The 23,278-nt window shown below is 70.6% G+C and carries 19 protein-coding genes; 5 read left to right on the top strand and 14 right to left on the bottom strand.

Features of this window, described 5'->3' with window-relative positions; genetic code table 11:
• Positions 1 to 9: 9 nt before the first annotated feature.
• Positions 10 to 216, top strand: coding sequence for a hypothetical protein (locus tag M2266_RS10205; protein WP_277437893.1), 207 nt, complete (start codon positions 10 to 12; stop codon positions 214 to 216).
• Here the strand turns inward: M2266_RS10205 and M2266_RS10200 are convergent.
• The gene (locus tag M2266_RS10200; RefSeq protein WP_277437892.1) at positions 186 to 956 is read right to left on the bottom strand and encodes a site-2 protease family protein; all 771 of its coding nucleotides are present in this window, start codon (positions 954 to 956) and stop codon (positions 186 to 188) included. The genes M2266_RS10205 and M2266_RS10200 overlap by 31 nt on opposite strands.
• A 68-nt stretch (positions 957 to 1,024) precedes the next feature.
• Here M2266_RS10200 and M2266_RS10195 point away from each other — a divergent pair, with 68 nt between their 5' ends.
• Positions 1,025 to 4,384 (top strand): BTAD domain-containing putative transcriptional regulator, encoded by a 3,360-nt coding sequence (locus M2266_RS10195; RefSeq protein WP_277437891.1) that lies wholly within the window; start codon positions 1,025 to 1,027, stop codon positions 4,382 to 4,384.
• A gap of 37 nt (positions 4,385 to 4,421) precedes the next feature.
• Here M2266_RS10195 and M2266_RS10190 read toward each other — a convergent pair whose 3' ends face one another.
• The 6 genes from M2266_RS10190 to panB form a co-directional block, all read right to left on the bottom strand.
• On the bottom strand, positions 4,422 to 5,252 hold the full coding sequence (locus M2266_RS10190; protein WP_277437890.1) for an ABC transporter permease: 831 nt from the start codon (positions 5,250 to 5,252) through the stop codon (positions 4,422 to 4,424).
• Positions 5,249 to 6,319, bottom strand: a complete 1,071-nt coding sequence (locus M2266_RS10185; protein ID WP_277437889.1) for an ATP-binding cassette domain-containing protein — start codon at positions 6,317 to 6,319, stop codon at positions 5,249 to 5,251. The genes M2266_RS10190 and M2266_RS10185 overlap by 4 nt, the downstream gene beginning before the upstream one ends.
• Before the next feature lie 142 nt (positions 6,320 to 6,461).
• The gene (locus M2266_RS10180; protein ID WP_277437888.1) at positions 6,462 to 7,274 is read right to left on the bottom strand and encodes a zf-HC2 domain-containing protein; all 813 of its coding nucleotides are present in this window, start codon (positions 7,272 to 7,274) and stop codon (positions 6,462 to 6,464) included.
• Positions 7,271 to 7,804: a sigma-70 family RNA polymerase sigma factor gene (locus M2266_RS10175; protein ID WP_277437887.1), complete on the bottom strand. Its 534-nt coding sequence runs from the start codon at positions 7,802 to 7,804 to the stop codon at positions 7,271 to 7,273. Before M2266_RS10175 ends, M2266_RS10180 begins: the two co-directional genes overlap by 4 nt.
• 59 nt (positions 7,805 to 7,863) lie before the next feature.
• Positions 7,864 to 8,415 (bottom strand): hypothetical protein, encoded by a 552-nt coding sequence (locus M2266_RS10170; RefSeq protein ID WP_277437886.1) that lies wholly within the window; start codon positions 8,413 to 8,415, stop codon positions 7,864 to 7,866.
• A 287-nt stretch (positions 8,416 to 8,702) separates the two neighbouring features.
• Positions 8,703 to 9,566, bottom strand: coding sequence for a 3-methyl-2-oxobutanoate hydroxymethyltransferase (panB, locus tag M2266_RS10165; protein ID WP_277437885.1), 864 nt, complete (start codon positions 9,564 to 9,566; stop codon positions 8,703 to 8,705).
• Positions 9,567 to 9,726: 160 nt separating this feature from the next.
• Between panB and M2266_RS10160 the strand changes: the two genes are divergently transcribed.
• The 3 genes from M2266_RS10160 (at position 9,727) to M2266_RS10150 (ending at position 13,131) form a co-directional block, all read left to right on the top strand.
• A complete protein-coding gene (locus M2266_RS10160; protein ID WP_277437884.1) occupies positions 9,727 to 11,319 on the top strand; it encodes an MFS transporter in 1,593 nt (530 codons plus the stop codon).
• Positions 11,316 to 11,957 carry a TetR/AcrR family transcriptional regulator gene (locus M2266_RS10155; RefSeq protein WP_277437883.1) on the top strand — a complete coding sequence of 214 codons (642 nt, stop codon included), beginning with the start codon at positions 11,316 to 11,318 and terminating at the stop codon, positions 11,955 to 11,957. The genes M2266_RS10160 and M2266_RS10155 overlap by 4 nt, the downstream gene beginning before the upstream one ends.
• 157 nt (positions 11,958 to 12,114) lie before the next feature.
• Positions 12,115 to 13,131, top strand: a complete 1,017-nt coding sequence (locus M2266_RS10150) for an endonuclease/exonuclease/phosphatase family protein (RefSeq protein ID WP_277437882.1) — start codon at positions 12,115 to 12,117, stop codon at positions 13,129 to 13,131.
• A gap of 27 nt (positions 13,132 to 13,158) precedes the next feature.
• Here the strand turns inward: M2266_RS10150 and M2266_RS10145 are convergent, their stop codons facing one another.
• The 7 genes from M2266_RS10145 to M2266_RS10115 form a co-directional block, all read right to left on the bottom strand.
• Positions 13,159 to 14,922, bottom strand: coding sequence for an NAD+ synthase (locus M2266_RS10145; protein WP_277437881.1), 1,764 nt, complete (start codon positions 14,920 to 14,922; stop codon positions 13,159 to 13,161).
• 95 nt (positions 14,923 to 15,017) lie between these two features.
• Positions 15,018 to 16,691, bottom strand: coding sequence for a glycoside hydrolase family 13 protein (locus M2266_RS10140; RefSeq protein WP_277437880.1), 1,674 nt, complete (start codon positions 16,689 to 16,691; stop codon positions 15,018 to 15,020).
• 108 nt (positions 16,692 to 16,799) lie between these two features.
• The gene (locus tag M2266_RS10135) at positions 16,800 to 17,690 is read right to left on the bottom strand and encodes a carbohydrate ABC transporter permease (protein ID WP_277437879.1); all 891 of its coding nucleotides are present in this window, start codon (positions 17,688 to 17,690) and stop codon (positions 16,800 to 16,802) included.
• A gap of 15 nt (positions 17,691 to 17,705) precedes the next feature.
• The gene (locus M2266_RS10130) at positions 17,706 to 18,683 is read right to left on the bottom strand and encodes a sugar ABC transporter permease (RefSeq protein WP_277437878.1); all 978 of its coding nucleotides are present in this window, start codon (positions 18,681 to 18,683) and stop codon (positions 17,706 to 17,708) included.
• Between the two features lie 113 nt (positions 18,684 to 18,796).
• Positions 18,797 to 20,197, bottom strand: a complete 1,401-nt coding sequence (locus M2266_RS10125; RefSeq protein ID WP_277437877.1) for an extracellular solute-binding protein — start codon at positions 20,195 to 20,197, stop codon at positions 18,797 to 18,799.
• Between the two features lie 241 nt (positions 20,198 to 20,438).
• Positions 20,439 to 21,488, bottom strand: a complete 1,050-nt coding sequence (locus M2266_RS10120) for a LacI family DNA-binding transcriptional regulator (protein WP_277437876.1) — start codon at positions 21,486 to 21,488, stop codon at positions 20,439 to 20,441.
• A 102-nt stretch (positions 21,489 to 21,590) separates the two neighbouring features.
• A complete protein-coding gene (locus tag M2266_RS10115) occupies positions 21,591 to 23,159 on the bottom strand; it encodes a multicopper oxidase family protein (protein ID WP_277437875.1) in 1,569 nt (522 codons plus the stop codon).
• Positions 23,160 to 23,278: the final 119 nt, after the last annotated feature.

Genomic DNA, 23,278 nt, shown 5'->3' with positions numbered 1-23,278 from the left:
CTCCTCCCCATGCCCCGCCTCGCCGTCTACGCCCTCGCCGTGTTCGTGCTCACGGCCGCCGCGGCCGTCGTCTCCTTCGCGAACGGCAGCTGGACCGGTGTCGTCTGGATCCTGCTGGCGGGACTGTCCAGCAACATGTGCTGGTACTACGTGCGCAGGGCGAGGGCCGACGCCAAGGCCAGGGCTCAGGAGGCCCAGAACCTGAAGAGCGTGTAGCCGTACCTGATCACGCCCTCCGGAACGTCGAACCAGCCCATCACGGTGTAGACGAAGTCGAAGAACGCCCGGTTCACCTCGGGGATCCACAGGCACCCGAAGACCGCCAGCAGACCGAACTGCGCGAACGGCTCCACCTGCCGGCGGAAGCTGTACGACAGCCACGGCTCGATGATCCCGTAGCCGTCGAGACCCGGCACCGGCAGCAGGTTCAGGACCGCCGCCGTCACCTGGAGCATCGCCAGGAACGCGAACGCCGCCAGGAAGCCGACCGGCCAGGAGTCCGTCGCGCCGAAGGCGAACGGCAGCATCAGGACGACCGCGAAGACCACGTTCATCAGCGGTCCCGCCGCCGAGATCGCGCTGTGCCGCCAGCGCCCCCGGATCCGGCCCCGCTCGATGAAGACCGCCCCGCCCGGCAGCCCGATGCCGCCCATGATCACGAAGATCACCGGCAGCACGACGCTGAGCAGCGCGTGCGTGTACTTCAGCGGGTTCAGCGTCAGGTAGCCCTTGCTGCCTATCGTGATGTCCCCGCTGTGCAGCGCCGTGCGGGCGTGGGCGTACTCGTGCAGGCACAGCGAGACGACCCACCCGGAGACCACGAAGAGGAAGACGGCGAAGCCGGGGCTCGCGGCGAAGCCGCTCCACACGGCCCAGCCCGATACGGCCATGACCGCCGCTATCCCCAGGAAGATCGGGCTGACCCGGTGGTCGCTGCGGGTGTCTGTGCTGCTCATACGGGGATGATGTCGCCGGACGGCCGCTATTTACAAGCCGGTCCCGGGATTGAGGGCAAGATGGGGGCGTGCGTTACGCGATCCTCGGCTCCACTCAGGCATTCCGCGACGACGGTACCCCCGTCCCGCTCGCGGGGCTGCGCCTTCGCGCGCTGCTCACGGCGCTGGCCCTGCGCCCGGGGCGGCTGATAACCGCCGAGTCCCTCATCGACGAGCTGTGGGCCGACGATCCGCCGGCGAACGCGTCCGGCGCGCTGCAGGCACTGGTCGCGCGGCTGCGCCGGGCCATCGGCCATGACGCCATCGGTTCCGCCGACGGTGGCTACCGGCTGTGTGCCGCCCCCGAGGCGGTCGACGCGCACCGCTTCGAGCGGCTGGTGGACGAGGGCGGCCGGGCGCTGGCCGACGGCGACCCGGTGAAGGCCTCCGCCCTGCTGGAGGACGCCCTCGCCCTGTGGCGGGGGCCGGCGTTCGCCGACCTCCCCGACCGGGACACCCTCGCGGTGCGCTGCGAGGAGCTGCGTCTCGAGGCGGTCCGGCTGCGTCTCACCGCCGGCCTCGCGCTCGGCCGCGCAGCGCAGCAGCTGCCCGAACTCGCCGGGCTCGCCGCCGCCCATCCGCTGAACGAGTCGCTCCGCGCCCTGCACATCCGGGCGTTGCGCGACGCCGGCCGCACCGCCGACGCGCTCGCCGCGTACGAGGACGTCCGCCGCGACCTGGCCGACGAGCTGGGCACCGACCCGAGCCCCGAACTGCGCGCCCTGCACACGGAACTACTGGCGCCGGTGCCGGGGACCGGCCAGGAACCGCCGCCCCGCGCCGCCGCCGCGACCGCTCCCGAGCCGCCGTCCGGGCCGGCCTCCCGCCGCTCCGGCAACTCCCGCGCCCGGCTCACCAGCTTCGTCGGCCGGGCGGCCGAACTGGCCGCGATACGCGATGACTTGGCGACGGCCCGACTGGTCACCCTCACTGGGCCCGGCGGGACCGGCAAGACCCGGCTGTCGCAGGAGACGGGCGACCTGCTCGCGGACCGCTGGCCCGACGGCGTCTGGTACGCGGAACTCGCACCCGTCAGTGACGCGCGGACGGTTCCCGAGGCGGTGCTCACCTCGCTCGGGCTGCGCGAGACGCTGCTGCACCCCGGCAGTGTCTCGGAGCAGGCGCTGGCCGCGGAGGGCAAGACCAAGGACCCGGCCAGGACGCTCGCGGAGTACTGCGCGGGCCGCAGTCTGCTGCTGGTGCTCGACAACTGCGAGCACGTCATCGACGCGGCGGCCGCCCTCGCGGAACAACTCCTCGCGCACTGCCCCGGCGTCACCGTCCTCGCCACCAGCCGCGAACCGCTGGGCGTCCCCGGTGAGCGGGTCAGGCCGCTGGACCCGCTGCCGGACCCGTTCGCCCTGCGGCTGCTCGCCGACCGGGGCGCCGCCGCCCGGCCGGGCTTCACGGTGGAGGACGACGCGGTCGCCTGCGCGGAGCTGTGCCGCCGACTCGACGGGCTGCCGCTCGCCATCGAACTGGCCGCCGCCCGGCTGCGCAGCCTCACCCCGCGCCAGCTCGCCGACCGACTCGACGACCGGTTCCGGCTCCTCACCGGCGGCAGCAGGACCGTGCTGCCCCGCCAGCAGACGCTGCGCGCGGTCGTCGACTGGAGCTGGGACCTGCTGGACCCGGCAGAACGGATCCTGCTGCGCCGCCTGGCGGTCTTCGCGGGCGGCTGGACGCTGGAAGCCGTCGAGGAGGTGTGCTCCGGCGAGGGGATCGACGCCGCGGACGCCCCGGCCCTGCTCGGCTCACTCGTCGACAAGTCGCTGGTCCTCGCCGACCTCACGGACGACGGCGCCCGCTACCGGATGCTGGAGACCATCGGCGAGTACGCGGCCGAGCGGCTGGACGAGTCCGGCGAGCGCGCGGTCGTCGAGCGCCGCCACCTCCGCTGCTTCCGCGAGTACATCCGCACCGCCGACCCCGAGTTGCGCGGCGCCGACCAACTGCTGTGGCTGGCACGGCTGGAGCGCGAGCACGAGAACCTGCGGACGGCGCTGCGCCGCGCCGTCGAGCTGGGCGACGAGCAGGAGGCGCTGCAACTGGTGCTGGCCTGCGGCTGGTTCTGGGAGATGCGCAACTACCACACCGAGCAGCTGACCTGGCCGGCCGCCGTGGCGGCGCTGGGACCCGACCCGTTCGAGAAACCGCCTCTGCTGGAACCGGTGGAGCACGGCCCGCTGGAGACGCCGCCGCCGATGGGCCCCGCGCAGCTGGACGAGGCGCGGCTCTGGGTGCGGATGATGCAGCTCGTCACCAACGGCGGGGACGTGGAGAACCGCTGGGGCGATCCCGACATGGCCAGGGCCGGCCGGGCGATCATCGCGGCCTATCCTCCGCACCTGCCGCAGACCGCCCGGCGACCGGGTCTGATGAGCCCCTTCGCGGCCTTCCTGTCCGGGGAGTTCGAGAAGCTGCCGGAGCTGGTGGACTCCCTGGTGGTGAGCTGCCGGGAGTTCGGGGGGCCGTGGGAGCTGGCCTTCGCGCTGCAGATCCGGGCGAAGATGCTCAACGACGTGACCGAGAAGCTCGACCAGTCGATGGCCGACGTCCGGGAGAGCCGGGAGCTCTTCCGTCAGGTCGGCGACCGCTGGGGGATGGCCGAGGCGCTCGCCGCCGAGGCCGAGGCGACCGCGAACAGCGGCCAGTGGGAGCGCTCGGCGGAGTGCTGCCACGAGGCGATCACGATGGCCCGGGAGCTGGGTTCGCACCAGATGGTGCCGCTCTTGAACGTGCGGCTCGGCGACATGATCATCAACACCGGGGACGTCGAGGCGGGCGAGGCGCTGCTCCGGGCGGCGATCGCGGATGCCGACGAGGTCGGCCCCGCCGCGGGCGGCTCCGCCTTCTACGGACGGGTCCTGCTCTGCGCGCTGCTGGGCCGCCGGGGGGAGCTCGACGAGGGCCACGCCATCGTCGACGAGATGCTGGCCGTCCCGCCGCTCGGCGTCCCGCTGTTCGTCTCCGGGATGCTGCGCGGCATCAAGGGCTGGCTGACCTGTCGCAGCGGCGACCCCGAAGGGGGCCTGCGGTTGCTGCGGGAGGGGCTGGACCAGCTGACCGGCACCACGCTCACCGAGGTCATCGCCCCGCGGATCGGCATGCTGCTGGTGCCGGTGGCGGTGACCATCCTGGTCGCCAAGGCGTCGTCGGGAGTCCCTCCGCGGGACCGGGCGGCGATGGCCACCCGGGCCGCCACGCTGCTCGGCGCGCACGACCGGCTGCGGCCCACCGTCCCCTCCCCGCTGGAGCGGCTGGAACTGGCGGAGGGCCGGCAGGCCCTTCTGACACTGATCGGTGACGCGGCTTTCGACACCGCGTACGCGGCGGGCGACGGTCTCTCCGCCGTGGAGACCATCGCCCTGATGCGTGTGGAGCACTGACCCGGCGGCCGGCCCGGTACGGGCCGGCCTCCCCCGGTCAGGTCTTGTTGCGGAACTTGCGCACGGCCAGCGGCGCCGTGACCACCGTGATGCCGACCGCCCAGGCAAGGGTGATCAGGACCGAGTGGGCGACGGGCCCGCCGTTCATCAGGTTGCGCGCGGAGTCCGCCAGGTTCGACAGCGGATTGACGTCGGTGAAGCTCTGCAGCCAGCCCGGCATCGTCGTCGTGGGAGCGAAGATCGACGATCCGAACTGCAGCGGCATGAGAACGAGCATGGCCACCCCCTGTACGGCCTGCGCGGTCTTCATCGTCAGTCCCAGCAGGATGAAGATCCACATGAGTGAGGCACCGAAGACCATCGAGAGCGCGACCGCGGCCAGCAGGTGGAACACGGACGTCGAGATCGACAGGCCCAGGATGAACCCCATGATCAGCAGAATCGTGGTGGCGACCAGCATGCGGCCGATCTCCACGATGATCTTGGCGATCAGCACCGAGGAACGGGCGATCGGCATGGTGCGGAAGCGGTCCATCACACCGGTGCTGAAGTCCTGGTTGACCCCGGTGCCGACGGCCATCGCGATGTTCATGCCCATCATCGCCATCAGGCCGGGGATCACGTAGTTCACGTACTCCTGCTGATGGCCCTTGCCGGAGATCGCGCCGCCGAAGACGAACACGAACAGCAGCGTGAAGATGATCGGCATCAGCACGGCGTCGAACATCGACTCCGGGTCTTCCTTGATCTGCAGCATGTTGCGGCGCGCGAGCGCCCCGATGTGCCGCAGGTTGGCCCGGACGCCTATCCGGCCCTCGTGGTGCTGCGCCTTGGTGGGCGCGGTGGTGGTGATGACTGCGGCGCTCATGCCGCTACCCCCTGTTCTGCGTCGGACTTCTCGGTGGCGGACCCGGCCTGCTCGCCGGGGCCGGACGGGCCGGCGCTGCCGGACTGCCCGTCCTGGTGGTCCGGCTTCTGGCCGGTGATGGAGAGGAACACCTCGTCCAGGCTGGGGAGGTGGGTCGCTATGCCGGAGATGCCGAAACCGCGGACACCCAGCAGCCCGACCACCGACGTCAGTTGCTCGTCGCTGAGGATCGGGACGTTCAGCACGCCCTCCTCGTGGTCGATGGTGGCGCCGGCCACCCCGTCCAGCCCCGCGTCGGCGAGCGCCGCCGACATCGCGGGCAGCGTCACCGTCTCGATCGGGCGGATCTGCAGGGTCCGCCCGCCGACCTTGGCCTTGAGCTCGTCGACCCGGCCGTTGGCGATCACCCGGCCGCGGTCGATGACCGTCAGCTCGTTGGCGAGCTGCTCGGCCTCCTCCATGTACTGCGTGGTCAGCAGGACCGTGGCGCCCTCGGCGACCATCCGCTTGACCTCCGCCCACACCTCGTTGCGGGTGCGGGGGTCCAGGCCCGTCGTCGGCTCGTCCAGGTAGAGGACCGCCGGATTACCGATCATGGAGGCGGCCAGGTCCAGCCGGCGCCGCATGCCGCCGGAGTACCCGCTCGCCGGGCGCTTGGCGGCCTCGGTCAGGGAGAACCGCTCCAGCAGCCCGTCGGCACGCGCTTTCGCGTCCTTGCGGGACAGATCGAGCAGCCGCCCGATCATGTAGAGGTTCTCCCGGCCGGAGAGCTTCTCGTCCACCGAGGCGTACTGCCCCGTGAGACCGATCACCCGGCGCAGCTGCCGCGGTTGCTTGAGCACGTCGTATCCGGCGACCCGGGCACTGCCCGCGTCCGGCTGGATCAGGGTGGAGAGCACCCTGACCAGCGTCGTCTTTCCGGCCCCGTTCGGCCCCAGCACACCCAGCACGGTGCCCTGCCGTACCTCGAGGTCCACACCGTCCAGGGCCTTCGTCTCACCGTAGTGCTTGACCAGCCCCCGTACCTCGACGGCGGCGCCTGCCTTGTCACTCTGTCGCGTCGTCATGGGTCAACCATGGCGTGGCCCGCTGACAGCGGACCGACACTGCCCTGACACCGCCGCCGACGGTCTGACACGGCGATCACACGGCGCTGACACAGCGGTCACGCGGCGCCGACACGGACCTCGGGCGGCGCCGGCACCGCCCTCAGGCGGCGGGCACGGTGACCAGATGCCGTCCGGCGGAGGTGACGACGTCGAAGCCGGTGATGTCGGCGGGGGAGAGCCCCGCCGCACCCTGGACGGTGAGCGGTTCCGGTTGCGCGGTGGTGCCGTACCCGGCCGCCGGTACCGACCAGGTGGCGACGGTCTGCCGGCTGCCGTCCCGGCCCACGGCGACAAGACTGCAGGTCAGCGGGCCGTTGACGCCGGAGAGCCGGAGATCGACCTGGGTGCCCCACTTCTTGCCCGTGACGCCGACCGTGGCACTGGCCCCGGTCGCCGTGTCGCTCCCCGTGAACTGCACGGCGGCGAACGCCTGCGACGACGAGGAGCCCTGCTGGGTGACGAGGACCGCGACGGCGGAGCCGCAGAGGCCCAGCACCGCGCAGGCCGCCAGCGCGAGCACCAGCCGCCGGCCGCGGCCGGGCCGCCGCCGCGAGGGACGGTGCGTCGAGACCTGCGGAGCCGGCTGTACGGGCGGCTGCACCGGCGGCCGCGCGACGGGTCGCGCGGCGGTCTCCTGGTAGGGCGGTGGGAACGGCCGGCCCGGCGGGCGGGCGGACGTCGCACCGGACGGCCACTCCTGTACCGGCTCCGGCATTCCGCCGCTCTGCCGCAGCTCACCGAGGAGCGGTACGAGTCCGCTCAGCTCGTCCAGTTGCCGCCCGCACTCCTCGCAGCCCACGAGGTGCTGCTCGAAGCGCGTCATCGCGTCGTCGTCCAGCGCGCCGATGAGGTAGGCGCCGACCTCCAGGTGCGGGTCGAGGGGCGCCCCCGGCCCGGGTGCGTACTCGGTCATGAGGTGGTCACCCCTCTCTCCTCCAATGCGTTCCTGAGCGCCCGCAGGGCGTAGAACACCCTCGAGCGCACCGTGCCGGGCGGTACGCCCAGCTCGTCCGCCGCCTCCGTCACCGTACGGCCCGCGAAGTACGTCTCGATCAGCACCTGCCGGTGCGCCTCGGTCAGATCGCCGAGGGCGTCGGAGATCGTCATGAGCCGCAGGGACCGGTCGAGTTCGTCCTCGGCGGGGAGCTGGTCGAGCGCGGCCGGTGGAGCCTCCGGCGGCCGGGACTGCCGGCTGCGATGGCCGTCGATCACGATACGTCGCGCGACGGTCACCAGCCAGGGCCGCAGTGACCGGGCCGCCGGATCCAGCCGTCCCGCGCTCTTCCAGGCCCGCAGCAGCGTCTCCTGGACGACGTCCTCCGCCAGATACCGGTCACCACCCACCAGGTTCAGCACGAAGCCGAGCAGCGCGCCCGCGTGTTCGCGGTACAGCGCGCGCATGAATTCCTCTTCCGGGAGCGGCCCGGTGGCATCCCCGTCCACGGCGGCATCCTGTCGTACCCGGCGCCGCGGCGCGAGTGTCGGCGATGAGTCGTTTCCCATCAGTAACCGTTCGAGCCGGTATCGGACGGTGCGGGCGACTGCGCAGCACCACCGGCCTTCGTGCCGTCGGGAGCCACCACGAACCAGGTGCCGCCGACTCCCTGACCGTTGGTGTCGCCGGCCTTGGCGTCACCGCTGTACCGGTACAGCGGCGAGCCGCCGAGCGTCGCCTGCTTGCTGCCGTCGGCGCGGGTCACGGTGCCGACGAGGTTCTGGTCGACGCCCTTGACGGCACTGTCCCGGACCACGGGTACGGGGGGCCAGATGGTCGCGCACTGCGCGGCGCAGTTGGACACCGGCGGGGCCGTCCTGTCCTTGTCGAACCGGTAGAGCGTGAAGCCCTGCGCGTCCTTGACGATCGCGCCCAGCTTCGCGTCCTGCCCGGTCGCCAGCCCGGCGCCGCCCGCGGCCGACGAGGACGCGGCAGGGGGAGTGGTCGGCGTGCTCCCGCTGCCGCCGTAGGAGGAGGATCCGCACGCGCTGAGTGCCAGCAGTGCCGCGGCGGCGCACGCTCCGGCCGCCGCCGTCCTGCCGGTGAGGGTGATGGACATGATGACTTCCCGTACTGTGCGGGGTTCGCCGCCGTTGGCGGCGCTCACCCTGTAGTACGCATCCCGGACCCGGACGACTCACCCGCGGGCGAACGAGTCGTTCCGGATCCGGGACGGGCCCGTTTCCCGGTGGGTCCTCAGGGCTGTCCCGTAATCCCTGGCGGGCGCCCGACGACAGCTACGGCACCTCGCTGCGTTGTCGGAACGCTCGAATACATCCAGTATGCGGGCGCTCCTCCGCCCACCAGACGCCCCGGGCCCCGCCCTCCGTATGTGTCAGACACGGCCTAGTGGAAGCTGTGCTCCTCGGCGGGGTACGCCCCGCCGGTCACGTCCTCCGCGAAGGCCTTGGCCGCGTCACCCAGCGCCGAGCGCAGCTGGGCGTACTGCTTGACGAAGCGCGGCACGCGGTCGCCGGTCATGCCCGCCATGTCGGTCCACACCAGCACCTGCGCGTCGCACTCGGGCCCGGCGCCGATGCCGACGGTCGGGATGTGCAGCGAACGGGTGACCTCGGCGGCCAGGTCGGCCGGCACCAGCTCCAGGACGACCGCGAAGGCGCCCGCGTCCTGCGCCGCCTTGGCGTCGCGCAGCAGCTGGTGGGCGGCCTCGTCGCCGCGGCCCTGGACCCGGTAGCCCATGGCGTTGACGGACTGCGGGGTCAGCCCCAGGTGCGACATGACCGGGATCCCGGAGCGGACGATCAGCTCGGTCTGGGCCAGCGAGCGCTCGCCGCCCTCCAGCTTGACCGCCTGCACCCCGGCCTCCTTGACCAGCCGGGTCGCGCTGCGCAGCGCCTGGACCGGGCCTTCCTGGTACGAGCCGAACGTCAGGTCGCCGACGATCAGCGCGCGGCTGGTGCCGCGGACGACGGCCGCGGAGAGCATCGTCATCTGGTCCATGGTGACCGGGACGGTGGTGTCGTAGCCCAGGTGACAGTTGCCCATCGAGTCGCCGACCAGCAGCACCGGGATCCCGGCCTCGTCGAAGACGGAGGCGGTCACGGCGTCGTAGGCGGTGAGCATGGGCCACTTCTCGCCGCGGTCCTTGGCGGCGGTGATGTCGCGGACGGTGATACGGCGCGTGCCCGTGCCCCCGTACAGCGCGCGGACGCTGTCGGATTGCTTCTGGGCAGCCGGAATCTGCGTCATTGCAACGGCTCCTTCAGTCATCTCGAGGCACCCTGACGGCGTCCCCGGATCCCTTCCATGCTGGCACGTGCGGCCGCTGACGCAAAGGGCCCCCCTATTTTTACCCCTGCTTTACGATACGAGACGGTCCCGTATCGGAAATACGGGCTAGCGTGGAGCCATGTCCATACCCTCGAGTCAGAGTCGAGCCATCCCCGAGGCGGTCCACCGCCGCCGCTGGGCGATCCTCACCGTCCTGCTGTTCAGCCTGCTGGTGGTGGTGCTGGACAACTCGATCCTCAACGTGGCGATGAAGACGATCGCCCAGCCCGCCCCCACCGGCCTCGGCGCGACCCAGAGCCAGCTCGAGTGGGCGATCAACTCCTACACCCTGGTCTTCGCCGGGCTGCTCTTCACCGCCGGGCTGCTGGGCGACCGGCTGGGCCGCAAGAAGGTGCTGCTCTTCGGCATGCTCGTCTTCGGCATCGGCTCCGCGCTCTCCGCGGTGTCCGACTCGTCGGGGCAGCTCATCGCCTTCCGCGCCGTGATGGGCTTCGGCGGCGCGTTCATCATGCCCGCGACCCTCGCGATCATCATGAACGTCTTCGAGCGCGAGGAGCAGCCCAAGGCCATCGGCATCTGGACCGGTGTGGTCGGCCTGGCCATCGCGATCGGCCCGATCACCGGCGGCGCGCTGCTGGAGCACTTCTGGTGGGGCTCGGTCTTCCTGATCAACGTGCCGATCGTGGCCGTCGCCCTGATCGCGATGGTCGTCCTGGTGCCCGACTCGAGGGACCCCAACCCCGGCCGCCTCGACCCCGTCGGCGTGCTGCTCTCCGTGGTCGGCCTGGTCGTGCTGATCTACGGCATCATCAAGGGCGGCCAGCTCGGCGACTTCACCCAGCCCAAGGTCTGGCTGACGATCCTGGCCGGCCTCGTCGTGATCGCCGGGTTCGTGCTGTACGAGAAGCGCAGCGACCACCCCGCCTTCGACGTCAACTACTTCCGCAACCGGCAGTTCTCGGCGTCGGTCGCCGCCATAGGACTGGTCTTCTTCGCGCTCATGGGCGTGACGTTCTTCGTCGTCTTCTACACGCAGAGCGTGCGGGGCTACAGCGCCCTGGAGTCGGGCGTGCTGCTGCTGCCGCTCGCCGCCGCTCAGATGATCTTCGCGCCGCGCGCCCGGCTGGTCGTCGACCGGTTCGGCCCGCGTGCGGTCTGCGCCATGGGGCTGGCGCTGACGGCCGTCGCGTTCCTCGGCTTCCTGTTGCTCGACCAGGACAGCCCGATCTGGATCCTGGAAGTGCTCTTCTTCCTGATGGGGACGGCGATGGCGCACGTCATGCCGCCCGCCACCGTCATGATCATGTCGTCGCTGCCGCGCGAGAAGGCCGGCTCCGGGTCCGCCGTCAACAACACCTTCCGGCAGGTCGGCGGCGCGCTCGGGGTGGCCATCCTGGGCTCGCTGCTCTCCACCACCTACCGGAACGGGATCGACGACCACCTCACCGGGCTGCCGGCGCCCGCCCGGCACGCGGCCGGTGAGTCCATCCAGGCCACCTACGGCGTCGCCGAGGGCATGGGACCGGCGGGCAAGGCACTGCTGCAGCCCGCCAACGACGCGTTCATCCACGCCATGCACATCACCGCGATCGGGTCCGCGTCCGTCGCGGCGATCGGCGCCGTCGTGGTGCTGGCCTTCCTGCCGCGCAAGGACGCCGTGCCGAACCCGGGCGGGGAACGCGCCCCGGAGGCCGTCGGAGCCGAGCGATGACCGAGGCCGGGACGGCCGGGAGCGGGACGGCGGCGGGGGCGGCGCCCGGGACCGACGCCGTACCGCGCGGCCGGCCCCGCAGCGCCGCCGCCGACAGCGCGATCACCGAGACGGTGCTGCGGCTGCTGGAGGAGGGCGTCACGATAGGGGAGCTGTCCATCGAAGGCATCGCCCGTGACGCCGGGGTCGGCAAGGCCACCGTCTACCGGCGCTGGTCCGGCAAGAACGCGCTGCTGATGGACGTGCTGAACTCGATCGACGAACCGACGCCGGAACTGGCCGGTGAATCGGTGCGGGACGACCTGGTCACCATCATCGACGCCATCCGGCGGCGCGGTCTGGCCAAGCGCTCCTCGGCGGTGATGCGCAACATCATCCTGCAGTTCCAGCAGGTCCCCGAGTTGTGGAAGCAGTACCACGACACCGTGGTCGTCTCCCGACGCGACGCCATGCTCGGGGTACTGGTGCGCGGGGTGCGAACCGGCGAGATCCGTCCGGGACTCGACCTGGAACTGCTGGGTGACATATTCGCCGGCCCCATGTTGAGCCGGGCCATGATGCGCCCGGGCGCGTCGTTGGAGGACGGGCTCTCGGAGTCGATCGTCGACACGGTTCTCGAGGGCGCGCGCCCGCGTTGACCGATGCTGACTGAGTTGACCGTTATGTACGCGTCTTGTCACAGGGGAAGGTGGCGGGGGTTCCGAGGGAACCCGCCGCCCCTTCCGGCCCGTCGGTTCTTATGTCGATCCCTTAGGGTCGGCATGGCACCCGGCAAGGCAAGTGAGGACCCCCCACATGACCCAGGCGCACATGACCGACGCGGCCACGGACGGCCCCGAGCCGAACCGTCCAGCCCCAGGAGCGCGACGGCGCTTCGGCTGGCAGCGCGACGGCATGTGGCGCAGAGGCATCATCACCGCGGCGCTGGCGGTCATCCTGGCCCTGCTGCTGTCCTTCCACTCCGACGTGCCGAACCGGATCGGCAACCTCGGCAGCCTGTTGGAGACGTTCCTGCCGTGGCTGGGCCTGATCCTCCCGGTGTTGGTGGTGGTGGCGCTGCTCCGCCGCTCGGCGACGGCGCTGATCGCCGTACTGCTCCCGCTCCTGGTCTGGTTCAACCTCTTCGGCGGACTGCTCACCGACAACGCGAAGTCCGGCGGCAACCTGACGGTGCTCACGCACAACGTGAACGCCGACAACCCCGACCCCACCGGAACCGCGAAGGGCGTCATCGCCGCGGACGCCGACCTCGTGGCGCTGGAGGAACTGGCGGCCGGTCAGGTCCCCACATATCAGGCGGCGCTCGCCGGCACCTACCCGTATCACTCGGTGCAGGGCACCGTCGGGCTGTGGAGCAAATACCCGATGGACGGCGTGCACCCCGTCGACATAAGGCTCGGCTGGACACGGGCGATGCGGGCCGCCGTCTCCACCCCGCAGGGCCGGATCGCGGTCTACGTCGCGCACATGCCGTCGGTGCGCGTGAAGTTCAACGCGGGCTTCACCGCGGGCCAGCGCGACCGCGCGGCCGACGCGCTCGGCGAGTCCATCGTGCGGGAGCCGCTGGGCAAGGTCGTGCTGCTCGGCGACCTCAACGGCACCATGAACGACCGCTCGCTGGCGTCCGTCACCTCGCAGATGCGCTCCACGCAGGGCGCGGCGGGCAACGGGTTCGGCTTCAGCTGGCCGGCCGACTTCCCGATGGCGCGGATCGACCAGATCATGGTCAAGGGCATCGAGCCGATGTCGTCCTGGACGCTGGACAAGACGGGCAGCGACCACCTGCCGGTCGCCGCCCGCCTCCAGATCTGAGCCGCGGCCAACTGAGCCGGAGGCGGCTCAGTTGGCCGCACGGCCCGTCTCGCGCCACAGCGAAGTGATCGGCAGCCGTCGGTCCTTGCCGAAGCCCTTGGCCGAGATCTTGGTGCCCGGCGGGTACTGCCGGCGCTTGTACTCGGCCGTGTCGGTCAGCTTCAGGATCCGGGTCACCAGCTCCGGGTCGAAGCCCGCGGCGATGATCGCCTCCCGCCCCTGGTCCCGGTCGACGTAAAGCTCCAGCACCCGGTCGAGCACGTCGTAGTCGGGCAGCGAGTCGGTGTCGACCTGGCCGGGGCTCAGTTCGGCGCTGGGCGGCTTGCTGATCGAGTTCTCGGGGATCGGCGGGGTCAGGCCCTTCGCCGCGGCCGACGCGTTCCGCCAGCGGGCGAGCCGGAAGACGGTCGTCTTGTAGACGTCCTTGATGGGCCCGTACGCACCGACCGAGTCGCCGTACAGCGTCGAGTAACCGACGGCCAGCTCGCTCTTGTTGCCCGGCGCGAGCACGATGTGGCCCTCCTGGTTGGAGAGGGCCATCAGCGTGGTGCCGCGCAGCCGGGACTGCAGGTTCTCCTCGGCGAGGCCGATGAGTCCCAGCGCCGCCATGTACGCGTCGAACATGGGCGCGATGGAGACCGTCCTGAGGTTCAGCCCGGTGCGGCGGGCCAGTTCCTCGGCGTCGCTGATCGAGTGCTCCGAGGAGTACTGGGACGGCATCGCGACGCCGTACACGTTCGCGGGCCCGACCGCGTCGCAGGCGATGGCGGCCACCAGCGCGGAGTCGATGCCGCCGGACAGCCCGATCAGCACCGACCGGAAGCCGTTCTTCGTGACGTACGCGCGCAGGCCCGTGACGAGCGCGGTGTAGATCTCCTCGTCGTCCTCGAGCGGCTCGGCGCAACCGCCGGCCACCTCCGGCTCGTAGCGCGCGATCGGCTCGGTGGAGAGGGTGACGTGCTCGACCCGCAGGCCGTCGTCCAGGACGCCCGACGGCACCGCGCCCGCGGCGGGCAGGTCCAGGTCGACCAGCACGCAGCCCTCCTCGAACTGCGGAGCGCGGGTGATCACCTCGCCGGCCGGCGAGACGACGATCGAGTCCCCGTCGAAGACCAACTCGTCCTGGCCGCCGACCATCGCCAGATAGGCGAGGGTGCAGCCGGCCTCCTGGGCGCGCTTGCGCACCAGCTCCAGACGGGTGTCGTCCTTGTCCCGCTCGTACGGCGAGGCGTTGACCGACAGCAGCAGGCCGGCGCCCGCGGCGCGGGTGGCGGGCACCCGCCCGCCGTCCTGCCACAGGTCCTCGCAGATCGCCAGCGCGACGTCCACCCCGTGCACGCGGATCACCGGGAGGGTGTTGCCGGCGACGAAGTAGCGGAACTCGTCGAAGACGCCGTAGTTGGGGAGGTGGTGCTTGGAGAAGCGCAGCGCGACCCCGCCGCGGTACAGCACCGCCGCCGCATTGCGCGGGGACCCGACGGGCTGCCCGTAGCGCGCCTGGTCCTTCTCGCTGCGGTCCAGGTAACCGACGATGACGGGCAGTTCCCCGAAGCCCTCGGCGGCCAGCCGGCCGGCGAGCTCGGCCAGCGCGGACCGGCTGGCCTCGACGAAGGACGAGCGCAGCGCGAGGTCCTCCACCGGGTAGCCGGTCAGCATCATCTCGGGGAACGCCACCAGGTGGGCTCCCCGCTCGGCCGCGTGCCGGGTCCAGTGCACGACGGACTCGGCGTTCCCGGCGATGTCACCGACGCAGGAGTCGATCTGATTCAAGGCGAGGCGAAGTTGAGGCACCCCTCCACTGTAATCGTCAGACCGACGCGATGTCCCGAGTCGGAGGCGTGTCCGGCGGCGCTTCGCGTCGGCCGGACACGGCCCGCGGTGTGCTCTCAGGCGTTCGCCCCGTCCCGGGTCCGCAGCCAGACGGCCGTGTCGGACGGCAGCAGATCGCCGCTGAGCGGACCGCTGGACAACAGGACCGTGGTGTCCGGCGGCAGCGCGACGGGCTGGTCCGACAGGTTGACCACACAGGTGAACGCGTCCGTACGGCGGAACGCCAACACGCCGGGAGCGCTCCGCGACCAGCGGATCGGGCCGTCCCCCAGACCGGGTTCGGCCGCGCGCAGCCGCAGCGCCAGGCGGTAGAGCTCCAGCATCGAGGAGGGGTCACCGGTCTGCGCGTCGGCGGTGCGCTCCGCCCAGTCGGCGGGCTGCGGCAGCCACGGCGGCCGCGTCGCGCCGTCGGGACTGAAACCGAACGGGGCCTCCCTCCCCGACCACGGCATCGGCACGCGGCAGCCGTCCCGCCCGGGCACGGTGCCGCCCGAGCGCAGGTACATCGGGTCCTGCAGCCGCTCGGCCGGGATGTCCTCCACCTCGGGCAGCCCCAGCTCCTCGCCCTGGTAGAGGTAGACCGAGCCGGGCAGCGCCAGCGTCAGCAGCGCGGCCGCCCGCGCCCTGCGGGTGCCGAGCACCAGGTCCGTCGGGGTGCCGTGCGCCTTGGTCGCGAAGTCGAAGCCGGTGTCGGCGCGGCCGTAGCGGGTCACGGTGCGGGTGACGTCGTGGTTGCACAGCACCCACGTGACGGGCGCGCCCACCGGCTCGTGCGCGGCGAGCGTCGTGTCGATGGACGCGCGCAGCCTGCCTGCGTCCCACGGGCACGACATGAAGTCGAAGTTGAAGGCGGTGTGCATCTCGTCGTGCCGCAGATACCGCGCGAACCGCTCCGCGTCCGGCATCCACACCTCACCGATCAGGGCCCGGCTGCCGGGGTAGGAGTCGGCGATCCGGCGCCAGGAGCGGTAGATGTCGTGCAGTTCGTCGCGGTCGTCGTAGGGGTGCGGTCCGTCCCGGTCCTCCGTCAGGTCCGGCAGCGCCGGGTCCTTGACCGGCAGGCTGGCGGAGTCGATGCGCACTCCCGCCGCGCCGCGGTCGAACCAGAAGCGCAGCACGTCCTCGTGCTCGCGCCGGACGTCCGGGTGGTCCCAGTTGAGGTCCGGCTGCTCACTGTCGAACAGGTGCAGGTACCAGTCGCCGGGGGTTCCGTCGTCGTTCACGGTCCGCGTCCACGGGACGCCGGCGAACTGGGACGGCCAGTTGTTGGGCGGCAGTTCGCCGTGCTCACCGCGGCCGGGCCGGAACCAGAAGCGCTCCCTGGCCGGACTGTCGGGACCGGCCGCCAACGCCTCGCGGAACCACGGGTGGGCGGACGACACGTGGTTGGGGACGATGTCGATGATCGTGCGGATCCCCAGATCCAGCGCCTCGGAGATGAGTTTCTCCGCCTCGGCCAGGGTGCCGAACACCGGGTCGATGTCCCGGTAGTCCGCGACGTCGTAGCCGCCGTCGAACATGGGGGAGGGGTACCAGGGGCAGAACCAGAGGGCGTTGACGCCCAGCTCGCCGAGGTACGGCAGCTTGGCCCGGACACCGGCGAGGTCTCCGATCCCGTCGCCGTTGCCGTCGGCGAAACTACGCGGGTACACCTGGTAAATGACCGCGTTGCGCCACCAGTCGCCCGAAGCGGAGTGGTGGTCGGAGACGGGCGGGCGGGTGTCTGCCACGGAGACGTCCTTTCGGGCAGGAGGGACCCCGCCGCCGGCCTTTCCGCGGGGATGGGGCATGGGACCGGCGGCGGAGTTCTGAGGGGTGCAGTCCTGGCGAAGCGCTGGTCAGCCCTTGAGGCTGCCCGCGGTCAGGCCGGACATGATGTTGCGCTGGAAGAGCAGGAAGATGGCGATCGTCGGCAGCGCGGAGATGGCGAGCGCGGCGATGAGGACGTTCTGCGGCACGCCCTGCGACAGGGAGTTGATGCCGATGTTGATCGGCTGCTTGTCCGTGTCGGGTTGCACGAGCATCGGCCAGAGGAAGTCCTTCCACACGTTGACCACCGCGAAGATGGACACCACGCCGAGGATCGGCCGGGACATCGGCAGCACGATCGACCACAGGGTCCGCAGCGGACCCGCCCCGTCGATCGCGGCCGCCGACATCAGGTCCTCGGGGATCGAGTCGAAGAACCGCTTCAGCAGGAAGATGTTGAACCCGTTGGCGACGGTGGGCAGCCAGATCGCCCAGGGGGTGCCGATCAGGTTGATGTGCAGCAGCGGCAGGTCGAGCACGGTCAGGTACTGCGGCACGATCAGCACGGCGGCCGGGATCATCAGCGTGGCCAGCATCATGCCGAGGATCAGGTTTCCCAGCACCGGCCGCAGCTTGGAGATGGCGTAGGCCGCGGCGACGTCGAAGACCAGCTGGAAGGCGAGGGCGCCGAACGCGTAGTACATCGTGTTGAACAGCAGTCGGGCGATCTTCAGCTGGCTCCACGCCGTTTTGTAGGTGCCCGGCTTCGGGTCCTTCGGGAAGAGCGTCGGCGGGTTCTGCAGGACCTCCTGCGCGGATTTGAAACCGCCCGAGACCATCCAGTACAGAGGCCCCAGAAACACCAGGGTGAAGACCACGATGGTCAGGGAGAGAACCGTCCAGTAGAGGAACTTGCCGTGCGGCCTGTTCAGCGCGGCCGCGGATATCAGGGTCCGCTGCTGCGGTTGGTGCGCTGCCATGTCCTTCTCCCCGTCCTAGTCGCTGTCGCGGCTGAGCCGCGCGTACAGGCCGGAGAATCCGCCGAGTACCACCAGCATGATGAGTCCGAGCGCCGAGGCGCTGCCGAAGCTGTCGTAGCGGAACGCGTACTGGTACACCATGTAGACCACGGTCCCGGTGGAGTTCTCGGGGCCGGATCCGCCGGTGAGCAGATAGACGTTGGTGAACTCCTGCATCGTCGCCACGATCTGGAGCAACAGCATCAGCGACAGGACCGACCTGGTCTGCGGGATGGTGATGTGCCAGATCTTGCTCAGCAGCCCGGCCCCGTCCAGGTCGGCGGCCTCGTACAGCTCACCCGGGACGTTCTGCAGCGCCGCCAGGTAAATGAGGGTGGCGCCGCCCGCGTTCATCCAGGTGGCCGCGATCACCACGGAGATCATCGCGGTGCTCGACGAATCCAGCCAGGACTGTTCCGGCAAATGCAGGAAATGCAGGATGTGGTTGAAGAGGCCGTATTCGGGGTTGTAGAAGTACTTGAAGAGCAGCACCCCGGCGACCGGCGGCAGCATGACCGGCAGATACACCAGGATCCGCAGATAGGCCTGTGCGTGCCGGAACTCGTTGAGCACGATGGCGATAACGAACGGCACCGCGAATCCGATGACCAGCGCGTAGAGCGTGAACTGCATCGTGTTGCGCCAGGCCGGCCAGAATCCCGGGTCGTTCCAGACGGTCTCCAGGTTCTTCCAGCCGACCCAGGTGGTCTCGCCGCGCTTGGTCTTCTGGAAGCTCATGATGACTTCGCGGACCATCGGATACCAGGAGAAGAATCCGAAGCAGAGCACCGCACCGATCATGAACGCGTGCGCCTGCAGATCGCGGCGCAGTCTCCGGCCGAACCCGCCGCGGGCGTTCTCGTCGGGGCGTCCCGGACGGCGCCGGGGACCCCTCGGCGACGAGTGCCCGGAACCGCGTTTGGCCTTGTGGTGGGAGACGGTGGTCGCCGTCATGCGAACTCCTCGACTGGGGCCGGGGGCATCCCCGGTGGGCACAGCGACTACTGGTCGGCGGGCGGTTGCCGCGGTGCGGGGGCCGGCGTGTTCGCCGGCCCCCGCTCGCGCCGCTACTGGCTGGCGGCCAGCAACGTGTTGACCTGCGTCTCAGCGGTGGAGAGGAGCTTGGCGACGTCCGCGCCCTTGTTGGTCAGCGCCCCGGACATCGCGTTGTCCAGGACCGTGTAGATCTTCTGGGCGTTCGGCGGCTCGGGCTTCACCGGGACCTGGGCGGCCACGTAGGTGGCGAAGTTCTCGACCGGTACGGTCGCGTTCGCCGTCTTGGTGGCGGTGTCCTTGTCCTTCGACGCGCCGGTGAAGAAGAACGGCTGCGGCAGCCCGACCGGGATGCCGTCCGTCTTGTTGCGGGGGTAGTTGAACTGGCCCTTCTCCAGGGTCAGGTACTTGAAGTTGATCCAGGCGATGCCGGCCTTGATCTGGTCGGGCGAGGCCGACTTCTTGAACATGTAGTCGGCGCCGCCGAACAGCGAGGTCTTGCCGCCGGGGATCGGCGCCATGCCGAGGTCCTCGAACTTGGCCTGGTACTGCTGGACGACGAGCTGGATGTCGTCAGGAGCACCGACGTACATGCCGACCTTGCTGGTGCCCATGGCCTTCTGGACGTCGCCCCACGCGAGTCCGGGGGTCGCGGGCAGGCTGTTGTCGGTGAAGCGCATGTCGTGCAGGGTCTGCAGGAGGGTCTTGGCCTCGGGGGTGTTGAACGCGGCCTTCTTGCCGTCCTCCGAGGTCATCTGGCCGCCCAGACCGTAGAGCTCCGAGGTGAAGTGCCAACCGCCCTGGTTGCCGCCGGCGTTCTCGATGAAGCCGTGGACGCCCTGGCTGCCCAGCTTGTCCTGGATCTGCTTGGCCGCGGCCCGCACACCCTCCCACGTGGTGGGGGGCTTGTTGGGGTCGAGACCGGCCTGGGTGAAGATCTTGCGGTTGTAGATCAGGCCCATCTGGTAGTTCGAGGTCGGCAGGCCGTACAGCTTGCCGCCGTCCTTCAGCACGTTCATGACGTTGGGGTCGATGTCGTTCAGGTTCGGGACGGTCTCCGGCGTGACGTACGCCGTGATGTCAGCGGCCTGACCCGCGTCCAGTACCTGGTCCTTGTCGGTCATGTACGTGTAGAAGGCGTCGGTTTGCGTGCCGCCCTTCATCATGGCCGTGAACTTCGCCGGGTCCTCGCAAGGGAACGCGTCCTTGCTCTTCACCGTGACGTTCGGGTAGAGCGCCTTGAACGCCGCTATGTCGTCGGTCCACTGCTTGCGCTCGGGCGCCTTCGTGGTGGGCGGCATGCAGTCCACGGTGATGGAGACCTTGGTGGCGGGATCCAGCTTCGCGCTCACGCTCTTGTCGCCGGAACCGGGGTCCTTGGCGGTGTCCTTGCTGTCGGAACAGGCCGCGGCGGTCATACCGACGCCGGCGACCAGCACGATGGCCACCAGCGTCCGGTAGCGGTTTGTCTTCATTGATCAACCCTTCCCCTGAACCACTGCGCGACGATGCTCCGCGCTCTGAGATCTGCGAACCCTGCGCGGTTGCGTGGCGCGGGGTGTGCGCCGCCGTCTCGGGTGGGCTCAAGGTACTGAACCCGATAGATGTCCGCAAGATTTCGCGCGAAGCTCGCAAAGACACGACTTGATTACGAAGCCGTTTCTCAGTCAGTGGTGTCGGGGAGGGTTGCCAACGACTGCCGAAGAGGAACCGCCGCTACCGCGTGGTCGCTTCCACCCCCGCCTGCTGGGGCTGCGCGGTGCGCGGCACGGGGCCGGTGGAGCCGCGTACGACGAGTTCGGGCTCGAAGAGCAGCTCGTCGTGGTCGACCGGAGTCCCGCTGATCTGGCCGCTGAGCAGGTCGACGGCGGCCCGGCCCATCGCTTCGATGGGCTGTCGGACGGTGGTGAGCGGCGGATCGATGCAATTCATGAACATCGAGTCGTCGTAGCCGATGACCGAGAAGTCCTGCGGCACCGACAGCCCGCGGCGGCGAGCGGACCGGATGGCGCCCAGTGCGATCGGGTCGCTGGCGCAGATGACGGCCGTGACGCCGCGCTGGATCAGCCGGTTCGCCGCGGCCTGGCCGCCCTCCAGGGTGAACAGCGCGTGTTCGACGGCGGTGTCGGGGAGTTCGCCACCGCGCGCCCCGATCCAGCGGCGGGCCGCGGCGAGCTTGCGCTGCGACGGCACGTGGTCGGGCGGGCCCAGGATGAGGCCGATCCGCTCATGGCCGAGCGACGCGAGGTGGGTCATCCCCTGTTCGACGGCGACGGCGTCGTCGCAGGACACCCTCGGGAAGTCGAGATGGTCGATGGCGGCGTTCATCAGCACGGTGGGCAGGTTGCGCTCGGCGAGCCGGGCGTAGTGCTCGTGCGACGACTCGGCCTGCGCGTACAGGCCGCCGAAGAAGATCGCCCCGGAGACGTGCTGCTGCAGCAGCAACTCCACGTAGTCGGCCTCGGACACCCCGCCGACGGTCTGGGTGCAGAGCACGGGGGTGAACCCCTGCTGTGCCAGGGCCCCGCCCACCACCTCGGCGAAGGCCGGGAAGATCGGATTGGAAAGCTCCGGGAGAACGAGCCCGACAAGGCGGGCACGCTCCCCGCGCAGCTGGGTCGGTCGTTCGTAACCGAGCACATCGAGTGCGGTCAGCACTGCGGCTCTGGTCGCATCGGAGACTCCGGGCTTCCCGTTCAGCACTCGGCTGACGGTCGCCTCGCTCACCCCGACCTTCTTTGCCACCGTGGCAAGTCGTCGTGTCATGCCGTCAACTCTAGTACAGGTTACGCAAGTTTCTTGCGGGAAATTTGCGCCAATCCTGCAAGGTTTCGTGTCCGGGCGATCACCCCCCGGCGCCGCCACCCGTCACTGCCGGTAGCCGAGGACCGTCATCATGCCCGCCTCGGCGTGGTAGACGTTGTGGCAGTGGACCATCCACAGTCCCGGGTTGTCCGCGTCGAGGTCGACGCTGCGGGTCCGTCCGGGCAGCACGATAGCGGTGTCCTTGCGCGCGCCGCCGCCGGTCAGCGAAAAGGTGTGCCCGTGCACATGCAGGGGGTGCCACATCCGGGTGTTGTTCGCGATCGTCAGCCGAACCCGTTCGCCCTGCCGCACGTCCTGGCGGACCGCCGGATCGTACGCCGACCCGTCGAAGCCCCAGTCGTACCTGGCCATGCTGCCGGTCAGTCGCAGCGTGAGAAAGCGGTCCGGGGTCCGGCCGGGGTCGGTCAGCGCCACCGAGGGGTCGGCCCGCAGATCCCCGGCCTGGAGCAGCTCGCCGGACAGCTCCCGCGGCCGGTCGGCGGGGGTGGGCGCCGTTCCGACGCCGGTGCGCAGCACGTCCAGCGCCGCGGCGTCCTTCCCCTCGGCGAGGGCGACCAGCGGGAAGACGCCGTCACCCGCCGTCACCAGCACATCGTACCGCTCGCCCATGCCGATCAGCAGCGCGTCCGTGTCGGCGTGCACGACGGGGTAGCCGTCGGTGTGCGTGACGGTCATCCGGTGGTCGCCGAGCGCGACGCGGAAGGCGGTGTCGCCGCCCGCGTTGATGAAACGGATCCGGATCCGGTCGCCCGGCTTGGCGGTGAAGCCGCGGGGAGCCTGCGGGACGCGGCCGTTGACGAGGTAGTACGGGTACCGCACGTCGCCCGCCTCGCCGCTGAGCAGGTAGCTGGTGGCGCCCGTCAGCAGGCGGCTCGGTCCGGCCGGGACGGCCGGCCCCTGGCCCGGCGGGTCGTCCGTCCCCGCCATGCCGGCCATGCCGGTCCGGGGCGCGCCGTGCATGAGCTCGGCGAGGACGGCGTCCGGGGTACTGCCGTCGACGCCGTCCACCCAGTCGTCGAGGACGACGACCCACTCCTTGTCGTACTGCAGCGGCTCCTTCGGGTCCTCGACGATGAGCGGCGCGTACAGCCCCCGGTCCAGCTGCACGCCGGTGTGCGGGTGGAACCAGTACGTGCCGGGTCGCTGCACGGCGAAGCGGTACGCGAACTCCGCGCCGGCCTTGATCGGGGACTGGGTCAGCCCCGGCACCCCGTCCATGTCGTTGCGCACAGCGAGCCCGTGCCAGTGCGCGGAGGTGGTCTGCGGCAGGTGGTTGGCGAGCGTCGCGGACAGGGAGCCGCCCGCCGTCACCCGGATCTCCTTGCCGGGCAGCTCGCCGTCGTACGTCCACGTCCTGACCGTGGGCCCGCCGAGGTCCACGACGCCCTCGACGGCGGTCAGCCGGACTTCGGTGACCGGTCCGTCGCCGGCGCGCGCCTTCTCCGCGGCGGCGACCTCCGGCCCGTCGGGTGCGAGGTATCCGTCTCCCGGAACGGCGGCGCCGGCCCGGGAAGCGGCGGCGAGCAGGCCGCCTCCGGCGGCGGCTCCGGCGACCGCTCCGACGGCGGCGATACCCGCGCCGAGCACGGCGCGGCGGTGGTAGGTACGCATAGCTGAACACACCTCATGGGTGTCGGTGGGGGGACAGGGCGCGACGCGGGACCGCCTCGGGCGGTCGGGGCGGCGTCCTCATATGCGACGTGCCATCGCATACCCCTCTCCGGTACCGG

The sequence above is a fragment of the Streptomyces sp. SPB162 genome (genome assembly GCF_029504575.1).
Lineage (GTDB): Bacteria > Actinomycetota > Actinomycetes > Streptomycetales > Streptomycetaceae > Actinacidiphila.
The sequence above is the reverse complement of the archived record's forward strand: the minus strand, read 5'-3'. Positions and strand labels throughout refer to the sequence as shown.

Coding starts and splice junctions, on each gene's coding strand:
- M2266_RS10205 (WP_277437893.1), top strand. CDS start 10: ATGCCCCGCCTCGCCGTCTACGCCCTCGCCGTGTTCGTGCTCACGGCC.
- M2266_RS10200 (WP_277437892.1), bottom strand. CDS start 956: ATGAGCAGCACAGACACCCGCAGCGACCACCGGGTCAGCCCGATCTTC.
- M2266_RS10190 (WP_277437890.1), bottom strand. CDS start 5,252: ATGAGCGCCGCAGTCATCACCACCACCGCGCCCACCAAGGCGCAGCAC.
- M2266_RS10185 (WP_277437889.1), bottom strand. CDS start 6,319: ATGACGACGCGACAGAGTGACAAGGCAGGCGCCGCCGTCGAGGTACGG.
- M2266_RS10180 (WP_277437888.1), bottom strand. CDS start 7,274: ATGACCGAGTACGCACCCGGGCCGGGGGCGCCCCTCGACCCGCACCTG.
- M2266_RS10170 (WP_277437886.1), bottom strand. CDS start 8,415: ATGTCCATCACCCTCACCGGCAGGACGGCGGCGGCCGGAGCGTGCGCC.
- panB (WP_277437885.1), bottom strand. CDS start 9,566: ATGACGCAGATTCCGGCTGCCCAGAAGCAATCCGACAGCGTCCGCGCG.
- M2266_RS10160 (WP_277437884.1), top strand. CDS start 9,727: ATGTCCATACCCTCGAGTCAGAGTCGAGCCATCCCCGAGGCGGTCCAC.
- M2266_RS10155 (WP_277437883.1), top strand. CDS start 11,316: ATGACCGAGGCCGGGACGGCCGGGAGCGGGACGGCGGCGGGGGCGGCG.
- M2266_RS10150 (WP_277437882.1), top strand. CDS start 12,115: ATGACCCAGGCGCACATGACCGACGCGGCCACGGACGGCCCCGAGCCG.
- M2266_RS10135 (WP_277437879.1), bottom strand. CDS start 17,690: ATGGCAGCGCACCAACCGCAGCAGCGGACCCTGATATCCGCGGCCGCG.
- M2266_RS10130 (WP_277437878.1), bottom strand. CDS start 18,683: ATGACGGCGACCACCGTCTCCCACCACAAGGCCAAACGCGGTTCCGGG.
- M2266_RS10125 (WP_277437877.1), bottom strand. CDS start 20,197: ATGAAGACAAACCGCTACCGGACGCTGGTGGCCATCGTGCTGGTCGCC.
- M2266_RS10120 (WP_277437876.1), bottom strand. CDS start 21,488: ATGACACGACGACTTGCCACGGTGGCAAAGAAGGTCGGGGTGAGCGAG.
- M2266_RS10115 (WP_277437875.1), bottom strand. CDS start 23,159: ATGCGTACCTACCACCGCCGCGCCGTGCTCGGCGCGGGTATCGCCGCC.